This window comes from Allocoprococcus similis, assembly GCF_054660775.1.
Genome location: NZ_BAAHSG010000011.1, coordinates 17,002 through 41,493 on the forward strand (window position 1 = coordinate 17,002; position 24,492 = coordinate 41,493).

General features: G+C 44.2%; 23 protein-coding genes, 1 tRNA gene, 1 riboswitch and 1 other annotated feature. Of the genes, 22 read left to right on the plus strand and 2 right to left on the minus strand.

Features of this window, described 5'->3' with window-relative positions; genetic code table 11:
* Positions 1-52 precede the first annotated feature (52 nt).
* The 10 genes from ACYQ5K_RS06225 to ACYQ5K_RS06270 all read left to right on the plus strand — a co-directional run bounded on the left by ACYQ5K_RS06225 (position 53) and on the right by ACYQ5K_RS06270 (position 11,511).
* Positions 53-934: a LysR family transcriptional regulator gene (locus tag ACYQ5K_RS06225; RefSeq protein WP_173689342.1), complete on the plus strand. Its 882-nt coding sequence runs from the start codon at positions 53-55 to the stop codon at positions 932-934.
* Between the two features lie 14 nt (positions 935-948).
* Complete coding sequence (locus tag ACYQ5K_RS06230) at positions 949-3,009, plus strand: ATP-binding protein (RefSeq protein WP_173689343.1); 2,061 nt, start codon at positions 949-951, stop codon at positions 3,007-3,009.
* A gap of 55 nt (positions 3,010-3,064) precedes the next feature.
* Positions 3,065-3,322, plus strand: a binding site (T-box leader).
* 246 nt (positions 3,323-3,568) lie between these two features.
* A complete protein-coding gene (trpE, locus tag ACYQ5K_RS06235; protein ID WP_459777404.1) occupies positions 3,569-5,029 on the plus strand; it encodes an anthranilate synthase component I in 1,461 nt (486 codons plus the stop codon).
* Positions 5,029-5,595: an anthranilate synthase component II gene (locus tag ACYQ5K_RS06240; RefSeq protein ID WP_173689344.1), complete on the plus strand. Its 567-nt coding sequence runs from the start codon at positions 5,029-5,031 to the stop codon at positions 5,593-5,595. Before trpE ends, ACYQ5K_RS06240 begins: the two co-directional genes overlap by 1 nt.
* Before the next feature lie 141 nt (positions 5,596-5,736).
* The gene (gene trpD, locus ACYQ5K_RS06245) at positions 5,737-6,759 is read left to right on the plus strand and encodes an anthranilate phosphoribosyltransferase (protein WP_173689345.1); all 1,023 of its coding nucleotides are present in this window, start codon (positions 5,737-5,739) and stop codon (positions 6,757-6,759) included.
* A gap of 9 nt (positions 6,760-6,768) precedes the next feature.
* Entirely contained in the window at positions 6,769-7,554 is a 786-nt protein-coding gene (trpC, locus tag ACYQ5K_RS06250; protein WP_173689346.1) for an indole-3-glycerol phosphate synthase TrpC, read from the plus strand.
* Complete coding sequence (locus tag ACYQ5K_RS06255) at positions 7,555-8,178, plus strand: phosphoribosylanthranilate isomerase (RefSeq protein ID WP_173689347.1); 624 nt, start codon at positions 7,555-7,557, stop codon at positions 8,176-8,178.
* Positions 8,171-9,355, plus strand: coding sequence for a tryptophan synthase subunit beta (gene trpB / locus ACYQ5K_RS06260; protein ID WP_459777378.1), 1,185 nt, complete (start codon positions 8,171-8,173; stop codon positions 9,353-9,355). Before ACYQ5K_RS06255 ends, trpB begins: the two co-directional genes overlap by 8 nt.
* Entirely contained in the window at positions 9,348-10,130 is a 783-nt protein-coding gene (gene trpA / locus ACYQ5K_RS06265; protein WP_195231404.1) for a tryptophan synthase subunit alpha, read from the plus strand. The genes trpB and trpA overlap by 8 nt, the downstream gene beginning before the upstream one ends.
* A gap of 202 nt (positions 10,131-10,332) precedes the next feature.
* Complete coding sequence (locus ACYQ5K_RS06270) at positions 10,333-11,511, plus strand: iron-containing alcohol dehydrogenase (RefSeq protein WP_195231402.1); 1,179 nt, start codon at positions 10,333-10,335, stop codon at positions 11,509-11,511.
* A gap of 139 nt (positions 11,512-11,650) precedes the next feature.
* Here ACYQ5K_RS06270 and ACYQ5K_RS06275 read toward each other — a convergent pair whose 3' ends face one another.
* A complete protein-coding gene (locus tag ACYQ5K_RS06275) occupies positions 11,651-12,274 on the minus strand; it encodes a flavin reductase (RefSeq protein WP_195231400.1) in 624 nt (207 codons plus the stop codon).
* A 92-nt stretch (positions 12,275-12,366) separates the two neighbouring features.
* Positions 12,367-13,641 (minus strand): MATE family efflux transporter, encoded by a 1,275-nt coding sequence (locus ACYQ5K_RS06280; protein ID WP_195231398.1) that lies wholly within the window; start codon positions 13,639-13,641, stop codon positions 12,367-12,369.
* A 179-nt stretch (positions 13,642-13,820) separates the two neighbouring features.
* Positions 13,821-13,935, plus strand: a riboswitch (FMN riboswitch).
* 327 nt (positions 13,936-14,262) lie between these two features.
* Between ACYQ5K_RS06280 and ribD the strand changes: the two genes are divergently transcribed.
* The 12 genes from ribD to atpG all read left to right on the plus strand — a co-directional run bounded on the left by ribD (position 14,263) and on the right by atpG (position 24,491).
* Positions 14,263-15,375: a bifunctional diaminohydroxyphosphoribosylaminopyrimidine deaminase/5-amino-6-(5-phosphoribosylamino)uracil reductase RibD gene (gene ribD, locus ACYQ5K_RS06285; protein ID WP_459777379.1), complete on the plus strand. Its 1,113-nt coding sequence runs from the start codon at positions 14,263-14,265 to the stop codon at positions 15,373-15,375.
* Positions 15,376-16,023, plus strand: coding sequence for a riboflavin synthase (ribE, locus tag ACYQ5K_RS06290; RefSeq protein ID WP_195231396.1), 648 nt, complete (start codon positions 15,376-15,378; stop codon positions 16,021-16,023). It abuts the gene before it with no gap.
* 85 nt (positions 16,024-16,108) lie between these two features.
* Entirely contained in the window at positions 16,109-17,329 is a 1,221-nt protein-coding gene (locus ACYQ5K_RS06295; RefSeq protein ID WP_459777380.1) for a bifunctional 3,4-dihydroxy-2-butanone-4-phosphate synthase/GTP cyclohydrolase II, read from the plus strand.
* A 58-nt stretch (positions 17,330-17,387) separates the two neighbouring features.
* On the plus strand, positions 17,388-17,861 hold the full coding sequence (gene ribH, locus ACYQ5K_RS06300) for a 6,7-dimethyl-8-ribityllumazine synthase (protein WP_008374369.1): 474 nt from the start codon (positions 17,388-17,390) through the stop codon (positions 17,859-17,861).
* 168 nt (positions 17,862-18,029) lie between these two features.
* Positions 18,030-19,028, plus strand: a complete 999-nt coding sequence (gene mgrA / locus ACYQ5K_RS06305; RefSeq protein ID WP_179963165.1) for an L-glyceraldehyde 3-phosphate reductase — start codon at positions 18,030-18,032, stop codon at positions 19,026-19,028.
* Between the two features lie 125 nt (positions 19,029-19,153).
* Positions 19,154-19,224: transfer RNA gene (locus tag ACYQ5K_RS06310), tRNA-Trp, on the plus strand.
* A gap of 878 nt (positions 19,225-20,102) precedes the next feature.
* The gene (locus tag ACYQ5K_RS06315; protein WP_179963166.1) at positions 20,103-20,768 is read left to right on the plus strand and encodes a F0F1 ATP synthase subunit A; all 666 of its coding nucleotides are present in this window, start codon (positions 20,103-20,105) and stop codon (positions 20,766-20,768) included.
* A gap of 53 nt (positions 20,769-20,821) precedes the next feature.
* On the plus strand, positions 20,822-21,040 hold the full coding sequence (atpE, locus tag ACYQ5K_RS06320) for an ATP synthase F0 subunit C (RefSeq protein WP_008374373.1): 219 nt from the start codon (positions 20,822-20,824) through the stop codon (positions 21,038-21,040).
* A gap of 33 nt (positions 21,041-21,073) precedes the next feature.
* Complete coding sequence (gene atpF, locus ACYQ5K_RS06325) at positions 21,074-21,568, plus strand: F0F1 ATP synthase subunit B (protein WP_178025460.1); 495 nt, start codon at positions 21,074-21,076, stop codon at positions 21,566-21,568.
* On the plus strand, positions 21,552-22,082 hold the full coding sequence (gene atpH / locus ACYQ5K_RS06330; protein ID WP_330586113.1) for an ATP synthase F1 subunit delta: 531 nt from the start codon (positions 21,552-21,554) through the stop codon (positions 22,080-22,082). Before atpF ends, atpH begins: the two co-directional genes overlap by 17 nt.
* Before the next feature lie 5 nt (positions 22,083-22,087).
* Positions 22,088-23,596, plus strand: a complete 1,509-nt coding sequence (atpA, locus tag ACYQ5K_RS06335; protein ID WP_173689451.1) for a F0F1 ATP synthase subunit alpha — start codon at positions 22,088-22,090, stop codon at positions 23,594-23,596.
* A 1-nt stretch (position 23,597) separates the two neighbouring features.
* Positions 23,598-24,491, plus strand: coding sequence for an ATP synthase F1 subunit gamma (gene atpG, locus ACYQ5K_RS06340; RefSeq protein ID WP_459777381.1), 894 nt, complete (start codon positions 23,598-23,600; stop codon positions 24,489-24,491).
* Position 24,492 lies beyond the last annotated feature (1 nt).

The following is a 24,492-nucleotide window of genomic DNA, read 5'->3' on the forward strand; positions in this document are numbered from 1 at the left end:
AATTCATAGATTTTATGAAGATGTTGAAAATTTTTCATAATGGAGTTAGAAGATGGAATTACGTCAATTACAGACTTTTATACAGATCGCGCAGATGCAGAGCTTTTCCAGAACGGCAGAGATGCTGGGGTATTCGCAGTCGGCAGTGACGGTTCAGATCCGCCAGCTGGAAAACGAACTTGGGAAAAGGCTGTTCGACAGGACAGGAAAGAAAGTGGTGCTTACTCCGCAGGGGGAAGAATTTCTGGAGCATGCTAACCGGATCCTTTATGATGTTCATCAGGCAAAAGCATCCATGAATGATACGGATGAATTGAAAAATCCACTTCACATCGGGACGATCGAGTCTCTGTGTACGGTGAAATTTCCAAAGATCATAAGGAAATTCAGGGAACAGTATCCCAGGGTTTCTATCCGGATCACGGTAGATTCTCCGGAAAAGCTGATCCAGATGATGGAACATAATGAACTGGATCTGATTTATATTCTGGATACACCAAGATGGGACAGCAACTGGATCAAGGTGATGGAGAAGGCAGAACCGGTTATGTTTGTGACATCGGTCAGTCATCGATTGGCAAAAGAAAGAAATTTATTGCTTGATGATCTGCTGAAAGAGCCTTTTTATCTTACAGAGCGCAATGCCAATTACAGGCAGGCACTTGATGGTCAGCTGGCGTTAAGAAGAAAAGAGCTTTCTCCGATGCTGGAGATCAGTGATACTGCATTTATCAAAAAAATGCTGATGCGTGGGGGAGGCGTTTCATTCCTGCCGCGTTTTGCAGTGGAAGATGATATTGAGAAAAAGAAACTCACACTTTTGGATGTGAAAGATATAGAAATTACGATGTATCGTCAGATTTTCTATCATAAAAACAAGTTCAAAACAAAAGAGATGGAGAAATTTACAGAGTTTGCTCTGGAGGACAACTAAGAGAAAATACAGCTATGGATAAGAAAAAATATACTGGGAGAATCCGGAACAAGACAATACTGGTATTTATTGTTATGTTTATCGGGATAAATTGTGCGGTGCATTTGCAGATAATGAACCGCATAAATGAAGAAAAATTAAAAGCGACGTATACAGCGGAGGCTACAGTCCGGAGAATAGAGGCGCAGATTAATAAATATCTGTCAAAATCCGATCTGCTGAAACAGATCATTGAGTCCGGAAGTACGATATCCGATGAACATTTTACGGAGCTTTCCGGGTTTATGATGGCCGATGATGATGTGATCGATGTGATCGAACTGGCAAAAGGCGGCACCGTATCGTCTGTGTATCCGCTGAGTGGGAATGAAGAAGCAATGGGACTGGACATGCTTACTGACCCGGATCGGAAGACAAGTGCAACAATCGCAAAAAACAGTGGAGAATATACGATCGCAGGTCCGTTTCAGCTGGTGCAGGGCGGAGATGGCGCATTATTATTCGATCCGGTCTATGTGAAAGGAGAAAACGGGCAGGAAGAATTCTGGGGATTTACGATTCTGGTTATTGACTGGGAGAAATTTATAGATGAGGTTAAGCTGGAAAAGCTGGAGGAAGCATCTTATCATTATCAGGTATGGAAAAAGAATCCTGTCACAGGTAAAAAGCTCACGATTGCGCAATGCGAGGAACCGGTGATGGATAATGCCCTGGAAGTCGTATGTGAGGTTCCGAATGATACCTGGTATTTTGAAATATGCCCGAAAGAAGGATGGTATTCCAAATCACAGCTTTGGCTGAACAGTCTGTTAGGTGCACTCCTTGCGGTCCTGATCGCGATGCTGTACTGGCAACGTGGAATGCGGAGTTATAAGGAGGCGCGTTACGCAGAAGAAATCAAAAAGTCGGCAGAGGAAGCGAAGGCGGCGAACACTGCGAAGACAGGATTCCTTTCCCGGATGAGCCACGATATAAGGACACCGTTAAATGGAATTATCGGTTTACTTAAGATTGACGCGAAGCATCCGGACGACAGAGAACAGGTAGATAAAAACCGGGAGAAAATGCTGGTAGCAGCCAATCATCTTCTGGCACTGATCAATGATGTGCTGCAGATGAGCAAACTGGAAAGTGGAGAGATGGTTCTGGCACATGAGGTGGTAAATTTAAATGAGTTATCGCGGGATATTCTGACGATCATGGAGCAACGTGCAGCAGAAGCAGGTGTTAACATAGAGTATGACAGAACATCGGATAAGGTAGAGTTCCCGTATGTGTATGCGAGTGCATTACATGTCCGTCAGCTTTTCCTGAATGTGTATGGGAACTGTGTGAAATATAATCAGGTTGGTGGAAAAGTAAAGATCCGTCTGGAAAATTTAGGGTTGAAGGATGGAATTGTCACCTATCGATGGATCATTTCAGATACGGGAAGAGGGATGAGCCAGGAATTCCTGAAGCATATCTTTGAACCGTTTGCGCAGGAGCATACGGACGCAAGAAGTGTTTATAACGGGACCGGACTTGGAATGGCAATTGTCAATACACTTGTCCATAAAATGAATGGTACAATCGAAGTGAGCAGTACAGAGGGAAAGGGCAGTACATTTATCATCACGCTTCCTTTCGAGGTGGCACAGGAAAAGAAAAAGGTGGAGAGCCTTCCGGAAGAGGAGACTCCGAGTATCTCTGGACTCAGTCTTCTGCTTGCGGAAGACAATGAGCTGAATGCGGAGATTGCAGAGGTATTGCTGAAGGATGAAGGCGCTCATATTACTCTGGTGAAGGATGGACAGCAGGCGGTCGATGCATTTGTCGGAAGTGAACCGGGAACTTTTGATGCGATCCTGATGGATATCATGATGCCAAACATGGATGGAATCACTGCAACGAAAAGGATCCGCACGATGAACCGGCAGGATGCAAAAGATATTCCGATCATTGCAATGACGGCGAATGCATTTGAAGAGGATGCCAGAAGATGTATGGAAGCAGGAATGAATGCACATCTGCCGAAGCCATTTCAGATGAACAAAGTAATTGAGACAATTGCGGAATTTTGCAAAAATAAATAAAAAAAAATCAGTTGACAAATGGAAAATATCAGCATATACTGTAACCAATTAAAGCAATAAACCGATGAACAAGAGGAGTAAGTAAAGATATTTATTTCCAGAGAGCTGCCGATGGTGGAAAGGCAGTAGTAAGAGTTTTTACCGAATGGACTTGTGAGGGCAGCTTGAAACTGCAGAGTAGGAGTAGACGCTGACGGGATGCTCGCCCGTTACCAAGGAGATGTGTATGTCAGTACGCAGTTGAGAGGTCGGCGCAGACCGACAATAAGGGTGGTACCGCAGAAGTAGAATTTCAAGAGCTTTTGTCCCTGTATAAGTGAAAAACTTATACGAGGACAAAGGCTCTTTTTGCGTGCTACAAAGAGGGCGTGCACGTCCGAAAAAGAATCATTTTGTGCTCGCACAAAGAATGATTCTTTACAGGACGTATAAGCAGTCTTCACACGACCGAGATGCAGCGTAGCGTAATCGAGGTGTGTAAAGACGCACGCCCGGTGTAAATCATTCAAAAACAGGATTACTCAACATAAAAACAACAACGAAAATTCAGGAGGAAAGAATCATGTACCCAGATTGTGATGAAATTTTAAAAATGGCACCGGATTATGACATCATTCCGGTTTGCCGTGAGATTTACGCAGACGTTATTACACCGATCACACTTCTACGGAAGCTCGCAACAGTCAGCAAACGCTATTATCTGCTGGAGAGTGTAGAGGGAGGCGAAAAGTGGGGACGTTATTCTTTCTTTGGGTTTGATCCGGTGATGCGTGTAAAATGCAGTTGTGGAAAAGTAACGATAGAAAAGGACGGCGAAGAAACGGAAAAGGTGACAGACAAACCGCTTGAAGTGTTGCGGGAGATCTTGAAAGATTATAAAGCGCCGCGGCTTGCCGGACTTCCGCCATTTGCCGGAGGATTTGTCGGATATTTTGCTTATGCGATGATCGGATATGCAGAGCCGAAGCTGAAGATCAAAAAAGGAACCTTCAATGATTACGATATGATGCTTTTCGATAAAGTGATTGCCTATGACCACCTGAAACAGAAGATCAGCATTATCGTCAACATGAAAACAGATAAGGTGATGGAGAATTACGGGAAGGCAACCGCACAGATCCAGGATCTGGCAAACCTGATCCGAAGCCAGCAGACAGCAGACATTCCGGTATCCAGAAGCAAGATTGATTTTACCTGCAACGTCAGTAAAGAAGAGTATTGCAGGCTGGTTGAAAAGACAAAAGAGTATATCGTGGACGGAGACATTTTCCAGGCAGTCATTTCCAGACAGTTTTCCAGTCCGTATGAGGGAAGTCTGATCAATCCTTACCGGGTGCTCAGAACCACGAACCCATCTCCGTACATGGTTTACATGAAGATTGATGACGAAGAGATCATGAGTACCTCGCCGGAGACGCTTGTCCGGCTGGAAAATGGCAGGCTTACCACATTCCCGGTAGCAGGATCCAGACCAAGAGGACTGACAGAAGAAGAGGATCAGAAACTGGAAGCAGATCTTCTTTCCGATGAAAAAGAGCTTTCCGAGCATAACATGCTGGTAGATCTTGGAAGAAATGATCTGGGGCGGATTTCCAAATTCGATTCGGTGGAAGTTACGAAATATATGATGATCCACAAGTATTCAAAGATCATGCACATCTGCTCACAGGTGGAAGGAGATATCCGGGATGACTGTGATGCACTCAGCGCGATCGAGTCTGTACTTCCGGCAGGAACTCTTTCCGGTGCGCCAAAGATCCGTGCATGCGAGATCATCGAGGAGCTGGAAAGCGAAGAGAGAGGTGTCTACGGAGGCGCACTCGGATATCTGGATTTCACCGGCAATATGGATACCTGTATTGCGATCCGGATGGCAGTCAAGAAAGACGGAAGAGTCTATGTACAGGCGGGCGGCGGAATTGTAGCCGACAGTATTCCGGAAAATGAATACCAGGAATCAGCAAACAAAGCAGCAGCTGTGATGAATGCGATCAAGGCAGCAAAGGAGGTACTGGAATAATGATTCTTTTAATTGATAATTACGACAGCTTTTCCTACAATCTGGTGCAGATGGCAGGAAGTATCAACCCGGATATTAAGGTCATCCGAAATGATGAGCTTACGGTAGAAGAAATTGAGAATCTGCATCCGGATAAGATCATCTTATCTCCGGGACCGGGATATCCAAAGGATGCCGGTGTGTGTGAAGAAGTAGTACAGAAGCTGCAGGGCAAGTTTCCGATCATGGGAGTCTGCCTTGGGCATCAGGCGATCTGCGAAGCCTACGGTGGTGAGATCATCCATGCAAAGGAACTGATGCATGGTAAAAAAAGCAACGTAAAAATTGACACAGCAAGTCCGATCTTTCATGGAATGCCGGAAGAAATCGATGCGGCAAGATACCATTCTCTGGCGGCGGATACCGAAAAGATACCGAGAACTTTAAAAGTGATAGCTACTGCAGATGACGGAGAAGTGATGGCAGTCCAGCACAAAGAGTATCCGGTGTACGGATTACAGTTTCATCCGGAATCGATTCTGACACCGAAGGGAAGGAAGATTCTGGAGAATTTCCTGGGGCTGTAGAGAGGAAAGGTGTTGCCTGGATCATATGGTATCGAACAGAAAGAAGAAGTAAGGATTTCAGGTACACGTGAAAATTTAACAAAATACATTTTACATAAAATAGCAGAGACAACAAGGCAGACAAGATGGAGGACAAAAATTATGATCAGAGAAGCAATTGCAAAGTTAACAAGAAAAGAAGATCTTACATACGAAGAGGCAAGAGGTGTCATGGAAGAAATGATGGATGGTACTGCAACTCAGGCGCAGATGGGAGGTCTTTTGATGGCACTTTCCATGCAGGGTGAGACCATTGATGAGATCACCGCATTTGCAGAAGTGATGCGTGAAAAGGGTGTGAAGATCAAACCGGAGAGGGAAGTCATTGATATCGTCGGAACGGGCGGAGACCAGGTGGGAACCTTCAACATTTCCACAACCTCTGCATTTGTAGTGGCAGCAGGCGGCGTGCCGGTTGCAAAGCATGGAAACCGCAGCGTGTCTAGCCGGAGCGGAGCGGCTGATGTTCTTGAAAAGCTTGGTGTGGAAGTTGCACTTACTGCGGAGCAGAATGAAAAAGTATTAAACGAGACTGGTATCTGCTTCATGTTTGCACCGGTTTACCACTCATCGATGAAATATGCGGCACCGGTCAGAAAGGAGCTGGGAGTGAGAACGGTATTCAATATTCTCGGACCTCTTTCCAATCCGGCAGCGGCAACCATGCAGCTTCTCGGTGTATATGATAAAGAGCTTGCAGGAACGATGGCAGAGGTACTTTCCAACCTGGGTGTGACCAGGGGCGTTGCCGTATGTGGCGAGGACGGGCTGGATGAAATTACACTCACCGGAGAAACGGATGTACACGAAATTCGTTTTGGAGAAATTACTTCTTATACGATCACACCGGAACAGTTCGGGCTGTCCAGATGCCCGCTTGCTGATCTGATCGGGGGAACACCGGAAGAAAATGCACAGATCACGATGGATATTTTGACCGGAAAAGAGACTGGGGCAAAGAGAGATGTGGTTCTGATGAATGCAGGTATGGCACTTTACCTTGGAATTGACGGAATCTCGCTTGCCGAAGGCGTGGAAAAAGCAAAAGAACTGATCGAGAGCGGAGCAGCACTTAAGAAGTACGAAGAGTTCCGTGAGGCAACAAAAGCAGTCGCAGCAAAATAGGAGAGGGCAATGATTTTAGAAAAGATTGCAGCAGATACGAAGCTGCGTGTGGAAAAAGCAAAAAGAAAGGTTCCGTATTCGGAAATCTGCAGAAGGGCAATGGCGATGGATGCCAATACCGGATTCCCATTTGAAAAGGCACTTGCAGAGCCGGGGATCCATTATATCTGTGAGGTGAAAAAAGCGTCCCCGTCAAAGGGTGTGATCGCGCAGGATTTCCCGTATCTGGAGATTGCGAGGGAGTATGAAAAAGCAGGGGCAGCCGCGATTTCCTGTCTGACAGAGCCAAAATATTTTCAGGGGAAGGATGCTTACCTGAAAGAGATTACGGAAAATGTATCGATCCCGGTGCTCAGAAAGGATTTTACCATTGATGAGTATATGATCTATGAGGCAAAGACACTGGGGGCTTCGGTGGTGCTTCTGATCTGTGCACTTCTGGATACCGAGACACTGAAAAGATACATAAAAGTTGCGGACCGGCTTGGCCTTTCCGCATTGGTGGAAGTCCATGATGAAGAAGAAATGCAGTCAGCGATTGAAGCGGGAGCAAGGGTAATCGGTGTAAATAACCGGAATCTGAAGGATTTCACCGTGGATATCGGTAACAGCATCCGGCTTCGCGGTCTGGCACCGAAAAATGTTCTTTTTGTGGCAGAAAGTGGGATAAAGACAGCGGAAGATATTGAAAAACTGCGCGAGGCGAAAGTGAACGGGGTATTGATCGGTGAGACACTGATGAGAAGCCCGGATAAGAAAGCGGCGCTTGAAAAACTGAATGGTGGAAGCTTATAAATGGGAAAAACTAAAATTAAAATATGTGGTCTGAAAAGACCGGAAGACATCGGGATCGTGAATCGCCTGAAGCCGGATTTTGTCGGGTTTGTATTTGCGGAAAGCAAGAGAAAAATTGACAAAAAACAGGCGGGAAAACTACGTGAAGCACTGGATCCGGATATTCCGGCAGTTGGAGTTTTTGTAAATGAACCGATTCAAAATGTCACAGAACTTTGCCGGGAAGGGATCATTCAGCTGGTGCAGCTTCACGGGAATGAGGATGACTGTTATATAGAAGAGATCAGGAAGAACCTGCCGGATACTCCGCTTATCAAGGCGGTGCGGGTGCAGTCAAAAGAGCAGATTCTGGAGGCAGAAAAGCTGGATGTGGATTATCTGCTTCTGGATACTTATGTAAAAGGGCAATATGGTGGCAGCGGAACCGGTTTTGACAAAGCACTGATCCCAAAGCTTACAAAGCCATATTTTCTTGCAGGTGGTCTGGATGCAGAAAATGTAAACGAAAATATTTCCAGATGCAATCCGTTTGCGGTGGATGTGAGCAGCGCAGTCGAAACGGATGGCGTGAAGGATGAAACAAAAATAGAGGAATTCATAGAAAGGGTACGAAATCATGAGTAAAGGAAGATATGGAGAATACGGCGGACAGTATGTGCCGGAAACACTGATGAATGCGGTGCATGAGGTAGAAGAAGCCTACGAGAAATATAAAAATGATCCGGAATTTAACCGGGAACTGGATGATCTGTTAAAGAACTATGCAGGTCGCCCGTCACTTTTATATGAGGCAAAGAAGATGACCAGAGATCTTGACGGAGCAAAGATTTATCTGAAACGTGAAGATCTCAATCATACCGGTGCACATAAGATCAACAACGTTTTAGGACAGGTGCTTCTTGCAAAGAAAATGGGAAAAACCCGTGTTATTGCAGAGACCGGAGCCGGACAGCACGGCGTGGCAACAGCGACAGCAGCAGCACTGATGGATATGGAATGTGAAATCTTTATGGGAAAAGAGGATACGGACCGTCAGGCACTGAATGTCTATCGTATGGAGCTTCTTGGAGCGAAGGTGCATGCTGTTACAAGCGGAACCATGACGCTCAAAGATGCGGTCAACGAAACTATGAGGGAATGGGCAAACCGTATGGATGATACTCTTTATGTATTAGGTTCTGTTATGGGACCACATCCATTTCCAATGATCGTCCGTGATTTCCAGAAGGTCATCGGAGAAGAGATCAAAGCGCAGATGCTGGAAAAAGAAGGACGTCTTCCGGATGCAGTGATTGCTTGTGTCGGAGGCGGAAGCAATGCGATGGGAACATTTTACGAATTTATTCCGGATAAGGAAGTCCGGCTCATCGGATGTGAGGCAGCAGGACTTGGTGTGGATACTGAGAAAAATGCGGCAACGATCGCAAATGGTACAACTGGAATTTTCCATGGTATGAAATCTCTGTTCTGCCAGAACAAAGACGGACAGATCGCACCGGTTTACTCGATTTCAGCAGGACTGGATTATCCGGGAATCGGACCGGAGCATGCAATGCTTGCAGATGAAGGAAGAGCGGAGTATGTGCCGATCACCGACGAGGAAGCGGTAAATGCATTTGAATATCTGTCAAGAACAGAGGGAATCATCCCGGCAGTAGAAAGTGCACATGCGATCGCCTATGCAATGAAGCTGGCACCGACTATGGACAAGGACAAGATCATCGTTGTAACCGTATCCGGACGTGGAGATAAAGACGTAGCGGCAATTGCTAGATACAGAGGAGTGGAAATCTATGAATAAGATAAGCGAAGCATTTGAAAATAAAAAAGCATTTATCCCATTTATCACAGGAGGGGATCCGTCCCTGGATGTGACGAAAAAACTGATCCTTGCAATGCAGGAGGCAGGAGCAGACCTGATCGAGGTCGGAATCCCATTTTCTGATCCGATCGCAGAAGGACCGGTGATCCAGGAGGCTGATGAACGGGCACTTTCAGCGGGCTGTACATTGGACAAATTATTTGATGCGATAAAAGAAGTAAAGGATGAGATTCATATTCCGATGGTATTTATGACTTATGTCAATCCAATCTACACCTACGGAAAAGAAAAATTCATGCAGCGCAGTGTGGAATGTGGCATGGCAGGTGTGATCGTACCGGATGTTCCTTTTGAAGAAAAGGGAGAGCTTTCCGGTGTATGTAAGGAATATGGGATCGAACTGGTATCGTTGATCGCACCGACTTCCCATGAAAGAATCAAAATGATTGCAAAAGAAGCGGAAGGATTTCTCTATTGCGTGTCTTCACTTGGTGTTACCGGAGTCAGAAAGCAGATTACAACCAATATCGGTGAGATGATCGAGAAGGTAAGAGAAGTGACAGATATCCCTTGCGCGGTAGGTTTTGGAATTGCCGAGCCGGAGCAGGCAAAGGAGATGGCATCCCTTTCCGATGGTGCGATCGTGGGATCGGCAATCGTGAAGATCGTTGCAAAGTATGGTGAGGATTGTGTGCCGTATGTGGCTGAGTATGTGAAGAAAATGAAAGCGGCTGTAGAAGAAGCCGGAAAATAAAGAGATATGGGAAATGGCTGTCCGGGTGGCAGCCATTTTGTGTGCATATGGAAAAATACTGATTTTGGCTTGGATGTATTATGAAAATTTATCTGAAGAGCAGGAAGAGAATAATATCTTCTATGTCATCTTGCGAAGTCCCCAAAAAGGATTTATACTAAAAATTAGCAGAAAATCATAAGAGGAAAGAAGGAAATAAAAGATGGAAAATTTCACATTTTATGCACCGACTTATTTTGCTTTTGGTAAGGATACTGAAAATGATACCGGAAAGTATGTAAAACGTTTTGGCGGCAACCGTGTACTGCTCCATTATGGCGGAGGTTCTGTCATTCGTTCCGGACTTTTGGACCGTGTTAAAAAATCTCTGGACGGGGAAGGAATTTCTTATGTAGAATTAGGAGGCGTAAAGCCAAATCCGAGAAGTGGTCTTGTATATGAAGGAATTGATCTGTGCCGGAAAGAAAAAGTAGACTTTGTACTTGCAGTCGGAGGCGGAAGTACCATTGATTCCGCAAAGGCGATTGCGGCAGGTGCAGTATACGATGGAGATTTCTGGGATTATTATGAAGGAAAGCTTGTCGAAGAAGCACTTCCGATCGGAACAGTTATTACGATTTCAGCTGCAGGAAGTGAAGGATCACCGGACTCTGTTATTACAAAAGAAGAAGGAATGTTCAAAAGAGGGGCAACCGGAGAAGCATTCCGTCCGAAATTCACGATCATGAACCCGGCACTTACACAGACACTTCCGGCATATCAGACAGCTTGCGGAATTACGGATATTATGGCACATCTGTATGAGCGTTATCTGACCAATACCGAAGAAGTAGAGGTGACAGACCGTATGATCGAAGGACTTCTTCTGACGATGATCCATGAAGGACCGAGAGTCATTGCAGATCCGGATAATTATCAGGCAAGAGCAAATATCATGTGGGCAGGTATGATGGCGCACAACAATTCCTGCGGAGTAGGACGTACACAGGACTGGACAAGCCATAATATTGAGCACGAATTATCTGCATTATATGACTGCGCACACGGTGCAGGGCTTGCGGTTGTTATGCCGGCTGTATTTACTTATACACTGGAACACAATGTGATGCGTTTTGCACAGGCTGCAGTCCGTGTCTGGGGCTGTCAGATGGATTTTGCAGATCCAAAGAGAACGGCACTGGAAGGAATTGAGGCACTTCGAAACTTTTTAATTTCGATTGGAATGCCAAAGAATTTTGCAGAGCTTGGAGCCAAAGAAGAAGATATTGAAAAGCTGGCACATACCTGTTGTTATGGGGATGTAAATACTGGTACAGTGGAAGGATTTGCAACTCTTGATCAGAAAGATGTGGAAAATATTTATAAACTGATGGTATTTTAGAAAAAAGAATATCGGAAAACAGGAGATTTGGAAAAGGGAGTGTGTGACTTAAACTCAAGTCATACACTCCCTCTTTTAAAAACGTCAATTTCCTGACAGCCTCTGCATATACTTCAAAGTAGTGATATTTTGCATAAGGCTATGCAGTTTCATAAATTGGTTCGAAATCATCTGCGCCGTGTCCACAGAGCGGGCAGGTGAATTCTTCCGGAAAATTGCTTCCTTCATATACATAATTGCAGATCTTACAGCGCCATCCGATAATCTTCTTATCCTCTTTTTTCTGTTCCGGTTTTGGCTTTATATGTGCCTGATAATCTGCGTAAGTCAGAGGCGGATTGTCACTTAAAAGTTTCGCATCGGTTACTTCAGCAATAAAAAGGGTATGTGTTCCAAGATCCTGTCTGGAAACTACTCTTGCGCTGAGGACAGAACATGCCTGCCATCCGAGGTAAGGAACTGCATTTTCATCTGCCGGTGCAGTAATATTTGCGAATTTATCAACATCTCTGCCGGACTGGAAACCGAAATGCCGGATCGTTTCAAAAGAGCAGGTCTGGTCAAGCAGGCTTAACGTAAAAATGCCGCTCTCTTTGATCAGATCACAGGTATAGTTGCTATTCAGCACAGAGATTGCGATCCGTACCGGATTATTCGCAACCTGGATGCAGGTGTTGGTAATACATCCGTTTACTACATTCCCAGAGCGTGTTGCAAGCATAAATACTCCATAAGATAAATTGTAAAGTGCTTTTTTATCCATATGACATTCCTCCTGACTTTTAAAACTCAATAATAAGAATAATTACTATAATTAAAATATACATGATAAAAGAAAAATTGTCAATTACAAAATCAGGATTTCCGGAAAATCAGAATCACAAAAAATGTGATGATTTCTGATCCTAAGAAGGAAAGCCAGATTCCATTCAGCCCCAGGATCTGTGAGAACAGGATCGCACAGAAAGCAATTGCGATAATGCCGCGCATGACAGAACCAAGGACGGCAGGACGTGCCCGGTCGATTGCGGAAAAATAGGCAACCAGCACAATATTGATACCGGCAACTAAAAAGCCCAGGAAATAAAGCCTGAGACCGGTATGGGCGTAAGCAAGCAGCTGGAGATTATGTTCGCTGTTAAAGATTCCGACGAAGGTATCCGTAAATCCGTAGATCAGTGCAACGATCACAAGCTCGATCAGAAGTGCTGCAGCAAGAGACCAGTTGAGAAATTTACGGACGAGATGATGTTCGCCCTTTCCGTAACTCTGGCTGATCAGCGGCTGTGCACCCTGGGCGAGACCGTTTAGGATCGCCATTGCGACCAGTGAAATATTTGCAACTACGCCGTAGGCTGCGATCCCGATATTTCCGGCGAAACGCAGGATCAGCATGTTAAATATAATCGTAATGACAGCGGAAGAAATTTCAGCAAAAAATGCAGAAACACCAAGCTGGCAGCACCCGATGATCCGGTGAAGGGAAGGGATGCGCCAGTGGAATTTTACATGGTTATTCTTTCCCAGATAGTGGGTCGTACATACCAGCATAGTCACCACTGGCGAAAGTGCAGTTGCAAGTGCAGCACCGGTAAATCCAAGATCTAACGGGAACATGAAAATATAGTCGAACAGAATGTTGAAAAAACTTCCGGAGATCGATCCGATCATAGCAATTGAGGTAGCGTGATCGTTTCTTGCAAATGCTGTGAAGGTATAATTTGCCATAAAAAACGGGGTGAAGAGCAGGACGATACGCATATAGCTGCGTCCAAGCCGGATCAGTCCTGCGTCCGCGCCCAAAAGTGCCAGTGCCTTATGCGGAATAAAAATACCTGTCAGCATAAAAGGAATGCTGCATACCAGACACCAGAAGATGGACTGGGTAAAATAATAATCGGCCGGTGCGCCTTTTGCGGTACTGATATTGTATCTGGTGGCGGAGCCAATCCCGATCATAGATCCGATCGCGAAGACCAGTCCGAATACCGGAAGGATCAGATTCAGGACAGCAAGTCCGTCTGCGCCACATTTGTAAGAGATAAAAAAGGTATCTGCCAGAATGTAGACGGAGACACCGATCATTCCGGAAATACTTTGTGAAATGTATTTAAAAAATTTACGAAACATGTTTTTGAATTCCTCGTCTTTCTTAAAGCCAGATTAAATGAAATAACCATCTGTACCAGCCATGGTAATAAGCCGATTCTGATATCTCCATATAAGAATAGCATAAACATACGGGTTTGTCGAAAAAATAATCTTGCAATTACTGCGTTAAGGTGCTATAGTAAATTTTGTAAAACCAAATAATGCTTCAGGGCGGGGCGAAATTCCCCACCGGCGGTAAAGCCCGCGAGCCGTAAGGCATGAACTGGTGAGATTCCAGTGCCGACAGTAAAGTCTGGATGGAAGAAGTTGAATCGTTGCTGATAAAAGCGGATTCTATCATATATGCAGGAATAAAAAGTAAAACGCTCTGGAATGAGAATCATTCCAGAGTTTTTATTTTCGGAAAATAAAATGCCGGGTCCGGATTCGATAAGAAAATGGTATTTCTGAGAAGTATGACAGAGTGTACAGCGATATAACTGAGAAAGAAAGCCCTGACAGGTAAGAGAATCTGTCAGGGCTTTTCCTATATGCAAAAGCACATTTTTTTGAAAAGAGACGTATCCGGTAACATACCTGAAATGTTTAGCAGAGTACATTTCCCGGGGCTTTTCCGGGAGAGATGAGAAAGGAGAAAAAATGACAGATGAATTTTACATGCGCCGTGCAATTGAACTGGCAAAAAAAGGACGTGGATGGACAAATCCAAACCCGATGGTTGGTGCCGTGATCGTAAAGAATGGAACCATTATCGGGGAAGGGTATCACGAAAAATGTGGTGAGCTTCATGCAGAACGGAACGCAATCGCATCCCTGACAGAAAGCGCCGAGGGAGCAACAATTTATGTGACGCTGGAGCCGTGCTGCCATTATGGGAAGACCCCACCGTGTACGGAAGCGATTCTGGAACAGAAGATCGCACGGGTTGTGATCGGATCGAGAGATCCGAATCCGAAAGTGTCCGGAAAAGGAGCAAAGATTTTGCGCGAGGCAGGCGTCCAGGTGGAAGAGGATTTCCTGCGCGAAGAATGTGATGCATTAAATCCGGTCTTTTTCCACTATATTACAACAGGGCTGCCATATGTGGTGATGAAATATGCAATGACGGCAGACGGAAAGATTGCGACAAAAACAGGAGCATCAAAATGGATATCCGGTGAGGAAGCAAGAAGTCTGGTACATGAGATGCGCCATGACTACATGGGGATCATGGCAGGAATCGGAACGGTTCTGGCAGACGATCCGATGCTGAATGTGCGCCTGGAGGGAAAGAAAAGTCCGGTCCGAATTATCTGTGACAGTATGCTCAGGATCCCGCTGGACAGTCAGATCTGCCAGACAGCAGGGAGATACCGGACGATCGTTGCATATGCCGGTGAAAAGGGGAATGCGATTTATTTAGAAGAGAAAAAACGCAGTCTGGAAAAGCTTGGAGTCGTGCTTCTCAGAGTTCCTTCGGAAAAGGGGGAGATCAATCTGCAGCTTCTGATGAGAAAGCTTGGAGAGCTTGGAATTGACAGTGTACTTATTGAAGGCGGTGGAACTCTAAATGAGGATGCCCTGCAATCCGGTATCGTAAATGAGGTGAAAGCCTTTATCGCACCGAAAATTTTTGGCGGAAGAGGCGGCAAGACTCCGGTGGAAGGCTTTGGAGTTGAGAAAGTAGACGATGCCATAAAGCTACAGCTTATGAGAATCTCGCAGGTTGGAGAAGACATTCTGGCAGAGTATAAGGTTTTGGAGGAAATTTAAATGTTTACAGGAATTGTAGAAGAAACCGGATCCATCCGGTCACTCCAACTTTCTGGATCATCCGGGAAGATTGCGATCCGGGCAAAAAAAGTACTCGGTGGAACCAGGATCGGAGACAGTATTGCGGTAAATGGTGTCTGCCTGACGGTGGTTTCCCTGGAAAAGGATGGATTTACCGCAGATGTGATGGCGGAGACGGTGCGAAGAACCAACCTCGGTGACACAAAGATCGGTGAAAAAGTGAATCTGGAACGCGCGATGGCGGCAGATGGCAGATTCGGTGGACATATCGTTGCAGGGCATATTGATGGGACCGGAATGATTGAGGAACTCAGAAAGGAAGAAAATGCAGTATGGGTAAAAATCCGGACAACGCCGGAGATTCTGGAACTGATCGTAGAAAAAGGTTCAATCTGTATTGACGGGATCAGTCTGACCGTGGCAGAAGTAAGTGAAAAAAGCTTTCAGGTATCAGTCATTCCTCATACCGGAGAGGAAACCACACTGCTGAAGAAAAAAGCTGGGGACAGGGTGAATCTGGAAAATGATATTGTAGGGAAGTATATTAAAAAGTTTCTTACACCATCGGAACAGGCAGGAAAATGTAGCGGACTTACCATGGAATTATTAGAGGAGTATGGAATTTGATGCGAAGAAATTTCTGGATTGGAATGGAGAGCACACAGAAGAACAGGATAAAAATGAGTTATGATCGTACAGGAGGAAGTAACAAATGGAGAAACAGTATCAATACAATAGCGTAGAAGAGGCACTTGAAGAATTGCGCCAGGGAAGGATCGTTCTGGTAACGGATGATCCGGACCGGGAAAATGAAGGGGATATGATCTGCGCGGCGGAATTTGCAACTCAGGAGAATATCAATTTTATGGCATGCCATGCGAAAGGGCTGATCTGCACACCGATGAGTGCAGCGCTAGCCGGACAGCTTGGGCTTCCACAGATGGTCTCCGAAAATACAGATAACCATTCGACTGCATTTACGGTATCCGTCGACCATGTGGATACGACAACGGGAATTTCAGCAGAAGAGCGCGGATATACCATGCGCAGCCTGACAGAAGAAGGAACGAAACCGAAGGATCTTCGAAGACCGGGGCATGTATTTCCGTTGGTGGCAAGACATGGAGGTGTGCTGGTAAGAAATGGTCATACCGAGGCAACGGTTGATCTGATGCGTCTTGCCGGATTGAAAGAATGTGGAATCTGCTGTGAGATCATGGAAGAGGACGGAACGATGATGCGGACAGAGAATCTCTGGAAGCTGGCGAAGAAGTATGACCTGAAATTTATTACGATCAAAGATCTGCAGGATTACTGCAGGATCCATGAAAAACATGTCGTGCGGGAAGCATGTGCAAAGATGCCGACCCAGTATGGAGAATTTCAGATCTATGGGTATGTGAATGACATTACCGGTGAACATCATGTGGCACTGGTGAAAGGTGAGATTGGTGATGGGGAAGACGTTCTGTGCCGTGTACATTCCGAGTGCCTGACCGGCGATACTTTCGGATCTCTCCGCTGCGATTGTGGAAAGCAGCTGCAGTCGGCGATGCAGCAGATTGAGAGAGAAGGAAGAGGAGTTCTTCTGTATATGCGACAGGAGGGAAGAGGAATCGGTCTGATCAACAAGCTGAAAGCGTATGAACTTCAGGAACAGGGATACGATACCGTGGAAGCCAACATCCGTCTGGGATTTGCACCGGATCTCAGGGAATACTGGGTAGGGGCTCAGATTTTATCGGATCTGGGAGTAAAATCACTCCGGCTTCTTACTAATAATCCGGAGAAGGTATATGGACTTTCCGGTTTCGGGCTTGCAATCCATGAGAGAGTACCGATTGAAATAGCACCGCAGAAATTTGATGCATTTTATATGAAGACGAAGCAGGAAAAGATGGGACATATCTTTAAAGAAATCAAATTTCAGTAAAAAGAGAATAAACAGTATTTATATAGAAGAAACACTTTAATTACAGGAGGAAAAAAACATGAGACAGATCAACGTATTAGAAGGAAAAGTAGTAGCACCAGAAGGAATGAAAGTAGGAATTGTTGCTTCAAGATTTAATGAGATTATTGTCAATAAACTACTTGGTGGTGCGGTAGACGGGCTGGTACGCCATGGCGTGGAGGATGAAAACATAACGGCTGCATGGGTACCTGGAGCATTTGAGATTCCGACAGCAGCTTCTAAAATGGCAGCGTCCGGAAAGTATGATGCAGTGATCTGCGTCGGAGCAGTGATCCGTGGAGACACAACTCACTATGATTATGTCTGCAATGAGGTGTCAAAAGGAATTGCACAGGTAGGTCTTGCGACAGGCGTTCCGGTATTATTTGGTGTGATCACGACTGAAAATATCGAACAGGCAATTTCAAGAGCCGGAAGTAAAGGTGGAAATAAGGGATATGATTGTGCACTTTCTGCAATCGAAATGGTAAATCTTCTGAGACAGATGTAATTTCTGATTGTCGGTTACAGAAAGAATCCCGTTTTCCGGCAGAAAAAAGGGCAGAGGACGGGATTTACTGGACATTTATGCAGGAAAAAGGTATCATATCTGGTAGGAGAAATCTGTAAAAGAAATAGTAAAGTTTCATTTCAGAGATAATGAAGGAGGAAATGAATTATGTATACAGCATCATCTGAGAGATATGATACCATGGTATATAACCGTTGTGGGAAAAGTGGGCTTTTGCTGCCGGCAGTTTCTTTAGGACTCTGGCATAATTTTGGAACCAATGCGGATCCGGAGAATATGAAGGCAATGTTGAGGACAGCATTTGATTTGGGAATCACCCATTTTGATCTTGCGAATAACTATGGACCGGAATACGGAAGTGCTGAGACGAATTTTGGAAAGATTTTAAAGGAAGATTTTGCACCATACAGGGACGAGATGATCATCAGTACCAAGGCAGGCTATGATATGTGGCCGGGACCTTACGGGAACTGGGGAAGCAGGAAGTATCTGATCGCAAGCCTTGATCAGAGCCTGAAGAGAATGGGACTGGATTATGTAGATATCTTCTATCATCACAGAATGGATCCGAATACTCCACTGGAAGAAACGATGGGTGCACTGGATTCCATCGTAAAGAGTGGAAAGGCACTTTATGTCGGAATTTCTAATTATGATGGTCCGACAATGGTACGTGCAGCGGAGATTCTGGAAGATCTGAAATGTCCGTTTGTCATTAACCAGAACCGGTATTCCATTTTTGACCGGACGATTGAACAGAACGGCCTGAAAAAGACGGCGAACCAGATGGGCAAAGGAATCATTGCATTTAGTCCGCTGGCACAGGGGCTTCTGACAGACAAGTATCTGCACGGAATTCCATCAGACAGCAGGATCGCTACCGATGGAAGATTCCTGCATGCCGATGCGCTGACGGCAGAAAAGCTGGCACAGATTGAGGCACTGAACAAACTGGCAGATGAGAGAGGACAGTCTCTTGCACAGATGGCACTGAGCTGGATCCTGAAAGATGAGGATGTGACCAGTGTGCTGATCGGAGCGTCCAGACCAGAGCAGATTATCCAGAATGTGGAAATCGTACATAATATGAAGTTCACCCGGGAAGAGCTGACAAAGATCGATCAGATCAGCAGGGGCAATCTGTAAGTGAGACCTACGCGAAGAAATTATGCGCAAAGTTGCGCAAAGGAAATATTGAATAAATGATTGACAGGAAGCAGCCATTGTGCTATTATAGTTCATGGTTGCTTCAGCAATCAACAATTTCATATAGGGGATTGGTCAAATGGTATGACAGGAGTCTCCAAAACTCTTAGCGGCAGTTCGATTCTGTCATCCCCTGTAATTTGAAGGACTCAGTTTGGGTCCTTTTTTCGTATCTAATGGACCAAGTGCAGCTTGTTGTTGATCTATTTTAGATTTCTGCAATTTCTAATCAACGTTATTTGTTGAAATCTTTGACCTGGTTTAGATTTCTATAGATTTCAATCAACTATATTGGTTGGAATCATTGACTCATTTTAGAGTTCTACAGATTTTAATCAATAATATAGGTTGGAATCCTTGATCTATTTTAAATATCCGCAGATTCTAATCAACATTCTAAGCAAAATACATTGATCTAATTTTGATATCCGCAGATTCTAATCAACATTCTAAGCAAAATACATTGATCTAATTTTGATATCCGCAGATTCCAATCAACATTATAAGCAAAATATATTGATCTAATTTGGGTTTCCACAATTCTCAATCAACCTAAGATCCAGGAGAAAGGGATTCATTTTAACTTCCGCAAGTTCAAATCAATTCTTCACTTCCCAAAACAAAATAATCATCCCTCCAGATATATATAATCGACATAGTTACTATACAGAGTGCATAAAAACAAAAGAAAATAATTGTGAAAAAACGCCAAAAATTTAATCGTACAAAAGCATAAAATCCGTCAAAAAGGAATCTCAAATGCTACAAACTAAAAAAAGTGTCAAAAAATGGAAGTGAAAACAGCTAAAGAAAGCAAAAGAAAAACCGATAGAAATGGTGAAAATAGATAAAAAAATTGGTTTTTTTACTGTACAATCTACAAAAGCTGAAAATATTGACAAAGAAAAAGTGTGAGCGTAATATAAGCATGACTTTTAGAGGACACTCTAAAAATCACTATAAATAAGAATAAAAAGAAAGGGAGGGAGCGATACGGAACATTTAACAGAGACTCTGTTAGAAGAGCTGAACTGTGAGACCGTTTTTACCATTCCGCTGTTCGGTGGGATACCGGTAAAAGAGTCGGTTGTAGTTACCTGGATCATCATGGCGGTTATTGTAGGACTTTGTATCATATTTGTCCGGAACTTAAGTGTCGAAAATCCGGGGAAGGTTCAGCTTTTATTGGAATCCGCAATAGGAAAAGGACTGGACTTCTTTGAAGACATCATGGGAAAAGAAAACAGGAAATATATTCCGTATCTGATTACAGTGCTTATCTATATTGGGATAGCCAATATCATTGGTCTGTTCGGATTTAAGTCACCGACAAAAGACCTCAATGTAACAGCAGCACTTGCGATCATGAGTATGTGCCTGATTGAATTTTCCGGAATCCGGAAGAATGGATTTAAACACTGGGCGGCGCATTTTGCAAAGCCGGTACCATTCGTAGCACCAATTATGGTTCTGGAGATTGTGATCAGACCATTATCACTTTGCATGCGTCTGTTCGGTAATGTATTGGGAGCGTTTGTTATCATGGAGCTTTTAAAAGCAGTGGCTCCGGTTCTTATCCCGATACCATTTAGTTTTTACTTTGATATTTTCGATGGATTCCTGCAGGCATATGTATTCGTATTCCTGACAGCACTTTTCATGAATGAGGAGCAGGAATAACCCAAAAATAACAGAAAAAACAAAAATCTATAAGAAAAAAGGAGATCAAGATTATGTTAGTAGCAATTGGAGCAGCAGTAGCAGTTTTAACAGGTTTAGGAGCAGGACTTGGAATCAGCCTTGCAACAGGTAAAGCAGTAGATGCAATCGCAAGACAGCCAGAAGCAGAAAGCAAGATCAGCAAGAACCTGATCCTTGGTTGTGCACTTGCAGAGGCAACAGCTATTTATGGTTTCATTATCGGACTTCTTATCATCTTAATGCTGAAATAAGAAAAGTAAAATAAAGAAAGGCAGGTGGGACAGGTGATACAGTTTAATGTAAGCCTTCTCTTTACGATCATCAACCTGATTGTCTTTTATCTTTTGCTGAAAAAATTCTTATTCAAGCCGGTAATGGGAATAATGGAAAAACGTGAAAAACTGATCGCTGACGGACTGAAGAATGCCAGTGATAGTCAGGAAGAAGCTGCCAGACTGAAAGCGGAATACGAAAAGGCTCTGGAAGGAGCAAAGGCAGAATCCATTCAGATCGTGGAAAAAGCTAAGAAAACTGCAGCCGGAGAATCAGAGCGTATCCTTCAGGAAGCCAATACGGAAGCCGTAGGAATCCTGAAAGATGCCAGAGAGACGATTGAAAATGAACGCAAACAGACCATGAATGATCTGCAAAGTGAGATCGCAGGACTGGCAATGCAGGCAGCACGTAAGATTGTGGATGACACAAAAGGAAATCAGGATATATATGATCAGTTTCTGAAAGGTGCAGGTGATGCTCATGTCAATGAAGAGGTTAAATAAAGAGTATTGCTGTAGCCCTTCGGCAAAACAGTATGCACGTGTTTTATATGAACTTGAGATTCCAAAAGAAGCAGTAAAACAGACAGAAAAGCTTTTTGAAGAAGTACCGGTTCTTGAAGAAACATTTGCAAGTCCGGTGGTACCGATGCAGGAGAAATTAAGTTCGATAGACAGGATTTTTCCGCAGGAGATAAGAAATTTTCTCAAAGTTGTATGCCGTAATCAGCGAATGAGCGAAATCGCCCAGATCCTTTTTGCGTATGACAAATATAGCAAGAAGCAGGAAGGGATCCAGATGGCAACGCTTACCTGCGTGGAAGCACCAGATGAAAAGCGGCTTGAGAAAATCAGAGAATTTCTTTGCGAGAAGTACCATAAGACAGATGTGAAGATCGAGATAGTCAAAGATCCGGCATTACTTGGCGGATTTATCTTAAAGACCGGTGATGATGAATATGACTGGAGTCTGAAAGGAAGATTATCGAGATTGGAGCAAAAATTGACCTGGAGGTGAACAAGGTGAGTTCAATAAGTTCAGAAGAAATTATTTCTATTCTGAAAAATGAAATAGAGAATTTTGATCAGATCAGTAAAGACAGCGAGGTTGGAACGGTTGTCTCTGTCGGTGACGGAATTGCAAATATCTATGGAATAGAACATGCAATGTACGGAGAAATCGTGACATTTGAAAATGGACTGAAAGGTATGGTTCAGGATATTCAGAAAGACACCATCGGCTGTATTTTGTTCGGATCAGATGTTGATATTAAAGAAGGTACGAAAGTAATGCGTACCAAAAAGAAAGCCGGAGTACCGGTTGGCGATAAATTTATCGGACGTGTCGTAAATGCACTTGGAGCTCCGATTGATGGAGCCGGAGAAATCGAAGCAGAAGATTACAGACCGATTGAAAATGAAGCACCTGGAATTGTAGACCGTAAATCCGTCAGCGTTCCAATGGAAACAGGAATCCTTTCTATCGATTCTATGTTCCCGATTGGACGTGGACAGAGAGAGTTGATCATCGGAGACCGTCAGACAGGAAAGACTTCCATTGCTACAGACACGATTTTGAATCAGAAGGGCAAGGATGTCATCTGTATCTATGTAGCGATCGGTCAGAAAGCATCAACGATCGCAAAGGTTGTCAATACCTTTAAAAACGGCGGCGCAATGGATTACACCATCGTAGTAGCATCAACAGCAAGTGACTGTGCACCGCTTCAGTATATTGCACCTTATGCAGGAACCGCTATTGCAGAACATTTCATGCACAAAGGAAAAGATGTCCTGATCGTTTACGATGATCTTTCAAAGCACGCAGTTGCATACCGTGCGCTGTCCCTGCTTCTTGGACGTTCACCGGGACGTGAAGCTTATCCCGGAGATGTTTTCTATCTTCATTCAAGACTGCTTGAGAGATCAAGCCGTTTAAGTGATGAAATGGGAGGCGGTTCGATCACAGCACTTCCGATCATCGAGACACAGGCAGGAGATGTATCTGCATACATTCCGACCAACGTCATTTCCATTACAGACGGACAGATCTTCCTGGAAAGTGATCTGTTCTTCTCAGGAATGAGACCGGCGGTTAACGTAGGTCTTTCCGTATCCCGTGTTGGTGGTGCAGCACAGACAAAGGCAATGAAGAAGGCAGCCGGAAGTATCCGTATCGATCTTGCACAGTATCGTGAGATGGAAGTCTTTACACAGTTCAGTTCCGATCTGGATGCAGCAACAAAGGAACAGCTGGAATATGGATCCGGTCTGATGGAACTTCTGAAACAGCCACTTGGACATCCAATGTCCATGCATGAGATGGTCATTACCTTATGTGCAGCAAGAAATAAAGTACTGCTCGGTATTGATACAAAAGAAGTCAAGAAATTCCAGATGGATATGCTGAATTATTTTGCAACAGTTCATCCGGAAATCAGTGAAGAGATTGAGCAGACAAAGGCTCTGTCCGATGAACTGGCTGCAAAGATCGTGGAAGTAGCGAAGGAATTCAAAGACAGCAGGTGTTAATATGGCAAATATCAGAGAAATACAGACTCGGATCAACAGTGTAAAAGATACAATGAAGATCACAAACGCCATGTATATGATCTCATCTACCAAGATGAGACAGGCGAAGAAAAAGCTGGCAGAGTCAGAACCGTATTTTTACGGACTGCAGGGAGAGATTTCCAGAATCCTGCGTCATATACCGGAAATCGAACATCTCTATTTTGATAAGAGAGAAGAGATTCCGAAAGAGAAACGAAAAATAGGTTCAATCGTTATTACTGCAGATAAAGGACTTGCTGGAGCGTATAATCATAATATTGTAAAAGTAGAGGATGAGCTGCTGAAAGAGCCCGGGGAACATAAATTATTCGTGGTCGGTGAACTTGGAAGACATTATTATGCGAATAAAGGTGTGAAAATTGATACGAATTTTCTCTATACAGTTCAGAAACCTACAATGCATAGAGCGAGAGATATTGCAGAAGAGATCTTTTCACAGTTCCGCGAGGGTGAGCTGGATGAGGTATATATCGTTTATACCCGAATGGAAAATTCCATGCTGACAATGGTTGAGAAGATGAAGATCCTTCCACTTGAAAGATCTTCTTTCAATGAGATGAAGATGCCGATCAATATCCATCGTGAAGCGATCGCACTTTATCCATCAGCTGAAGCAGTTCTGGACAGTATCGTACCGAACTATGTGGTTGGTATGATCTATGGATGTCTGGTAGAGGCATATGCAAGTGAACATAATGCGCGAATGACAGCAATGCAATCAGCAACAGACAGCGCGCAGGAAATCATTAAAGATCTTTCTATTATATATAACAGGGCAAGGCAGGCTGCGATCACACAGGAAATTACTGAGGTTTGTGCAGGTGCCAAAGCCCAGAAACGGAAAAGGAAGTGAA

Coding starts and splice junctions, on each gene's coding strand:
- ACYQ5K_RS06275 (WP_195231400.1), bottom strand. CDS start 12,274: ATGGATAAAAAAGCACTTTACAATTTATCTTATGGAGTATTTATGCTT.
- ACYQ5K_RS06280 (WP_195231398.1), bottom strand. CDS start 13,641: ATGTTTCGTAAATTTTTTAAATACATTTCACAAAGTATTTCCGGAATG.
- atpE (WP_008374373.1), top strand. CDS start 20,822: ATGTTAGTAGCAATTGGAGCAGCAGTAGCAGTTTTAACAGGTTTAGGA.
- mgrA (WP_179963165.1), top strand. CDS start 18,030: ATGTATACAGCATCATCTGAGAGATATGATACCATGGTATATAACCGT.
- ribH (WP_008374369.1), top strand. CDS start 17,388: ATGAGACAGATCAACGTATTAGAAGGAAAAGTAGTAGCACCAGAAGGA.
- ACYQ5K_RS06295 (WP_459777380.1), top strand. CDS start 16,109: ATGGAGAAACAGTATCAATACAATAGCGTAGAAGAGGCACTTGAAGAA.
- ACYQ5K_RS06270 (WP_195231402.1), top strand. CDS start 10,333: ATGGAAAATTTCACATTTTATGCACCGACTTATTTTGCTTTTGGTAAG.
- ribE (WP_195231396.1), top strand. CDS start 15,376: ATGTTTACAGGAATTGTAGAAGAAACCGGATCCATCCGGTCACTCCAA.
- trpC (WP_173689346.1), top strand. CDS start 6,769: ATGATTTTAGAAAAGATTGCAGCAGATACGAAGCTGCGTGTGGAAAAA.
- ACYQ5K_RS06230 (WP_173689343.1), top strand. CDS start 949: ATGGATAAGAAAAAATATACTGGGAGAATCCGGAACAAGACAATACTG.
- ACYQ5K_RS06225 (WP_173689342.1), top strand. CDS start 53: ATGGAATTACGTCAATTACAGACTTTTATACAGATCGCGCAGATGCAG.
- trpD (WP_173689345.1), top strand. CDS start 5,737: ATGATCAGAGAAGCAATTGCAAAGTTAACAAGAAAAGAAGATCTTACA.
- trpA (WP_195231404.1), top strand. CDS start 9,348: ATGAATAAGATAAGCGAAGCATTTGAAAATAAAAAAGCATTTATCCCA.
- atpH (WP_330586113.1), top strand. CDS start 21,552: ATGAAGAGGTTAAATAAAGAGTATTGCTGTAGCCCTTCGGCAAAACAG.
- ACYQ5K_RS06255 (WP_173689347.1), top strand. CDS start 7,555: ATGGGAAAAACTAAAATTAAAATATGTGGTCTGAAAAGACCGGAAGAC.
- atpG (WP_459777381.1), top strand. CDS start 23,598: ATGGCAAATATCAGAGAAATACAGACTCGGATCAACAGTGTAAAAGAT.
- trpB (WP_459777378.1), top strand. CDS start 8,171: ATGAGTAAAGGAAGATATGGAGAATACGGCGGACAGTATGTGCCGGAA.
- ribD (WP_459777379.1), top strand. CDS start 14,263: ATGACAGATGAATTTTACATGCGCCGTGCAATTGAACTGGCAAAAAAA.
- ACYQ5K_RS06240 (WP_173689344.1), top strand. CDS start 5,029: ATGATTCTTTTAATTGATAATTACGACAGCTTTTCCTACAATCTGGTG.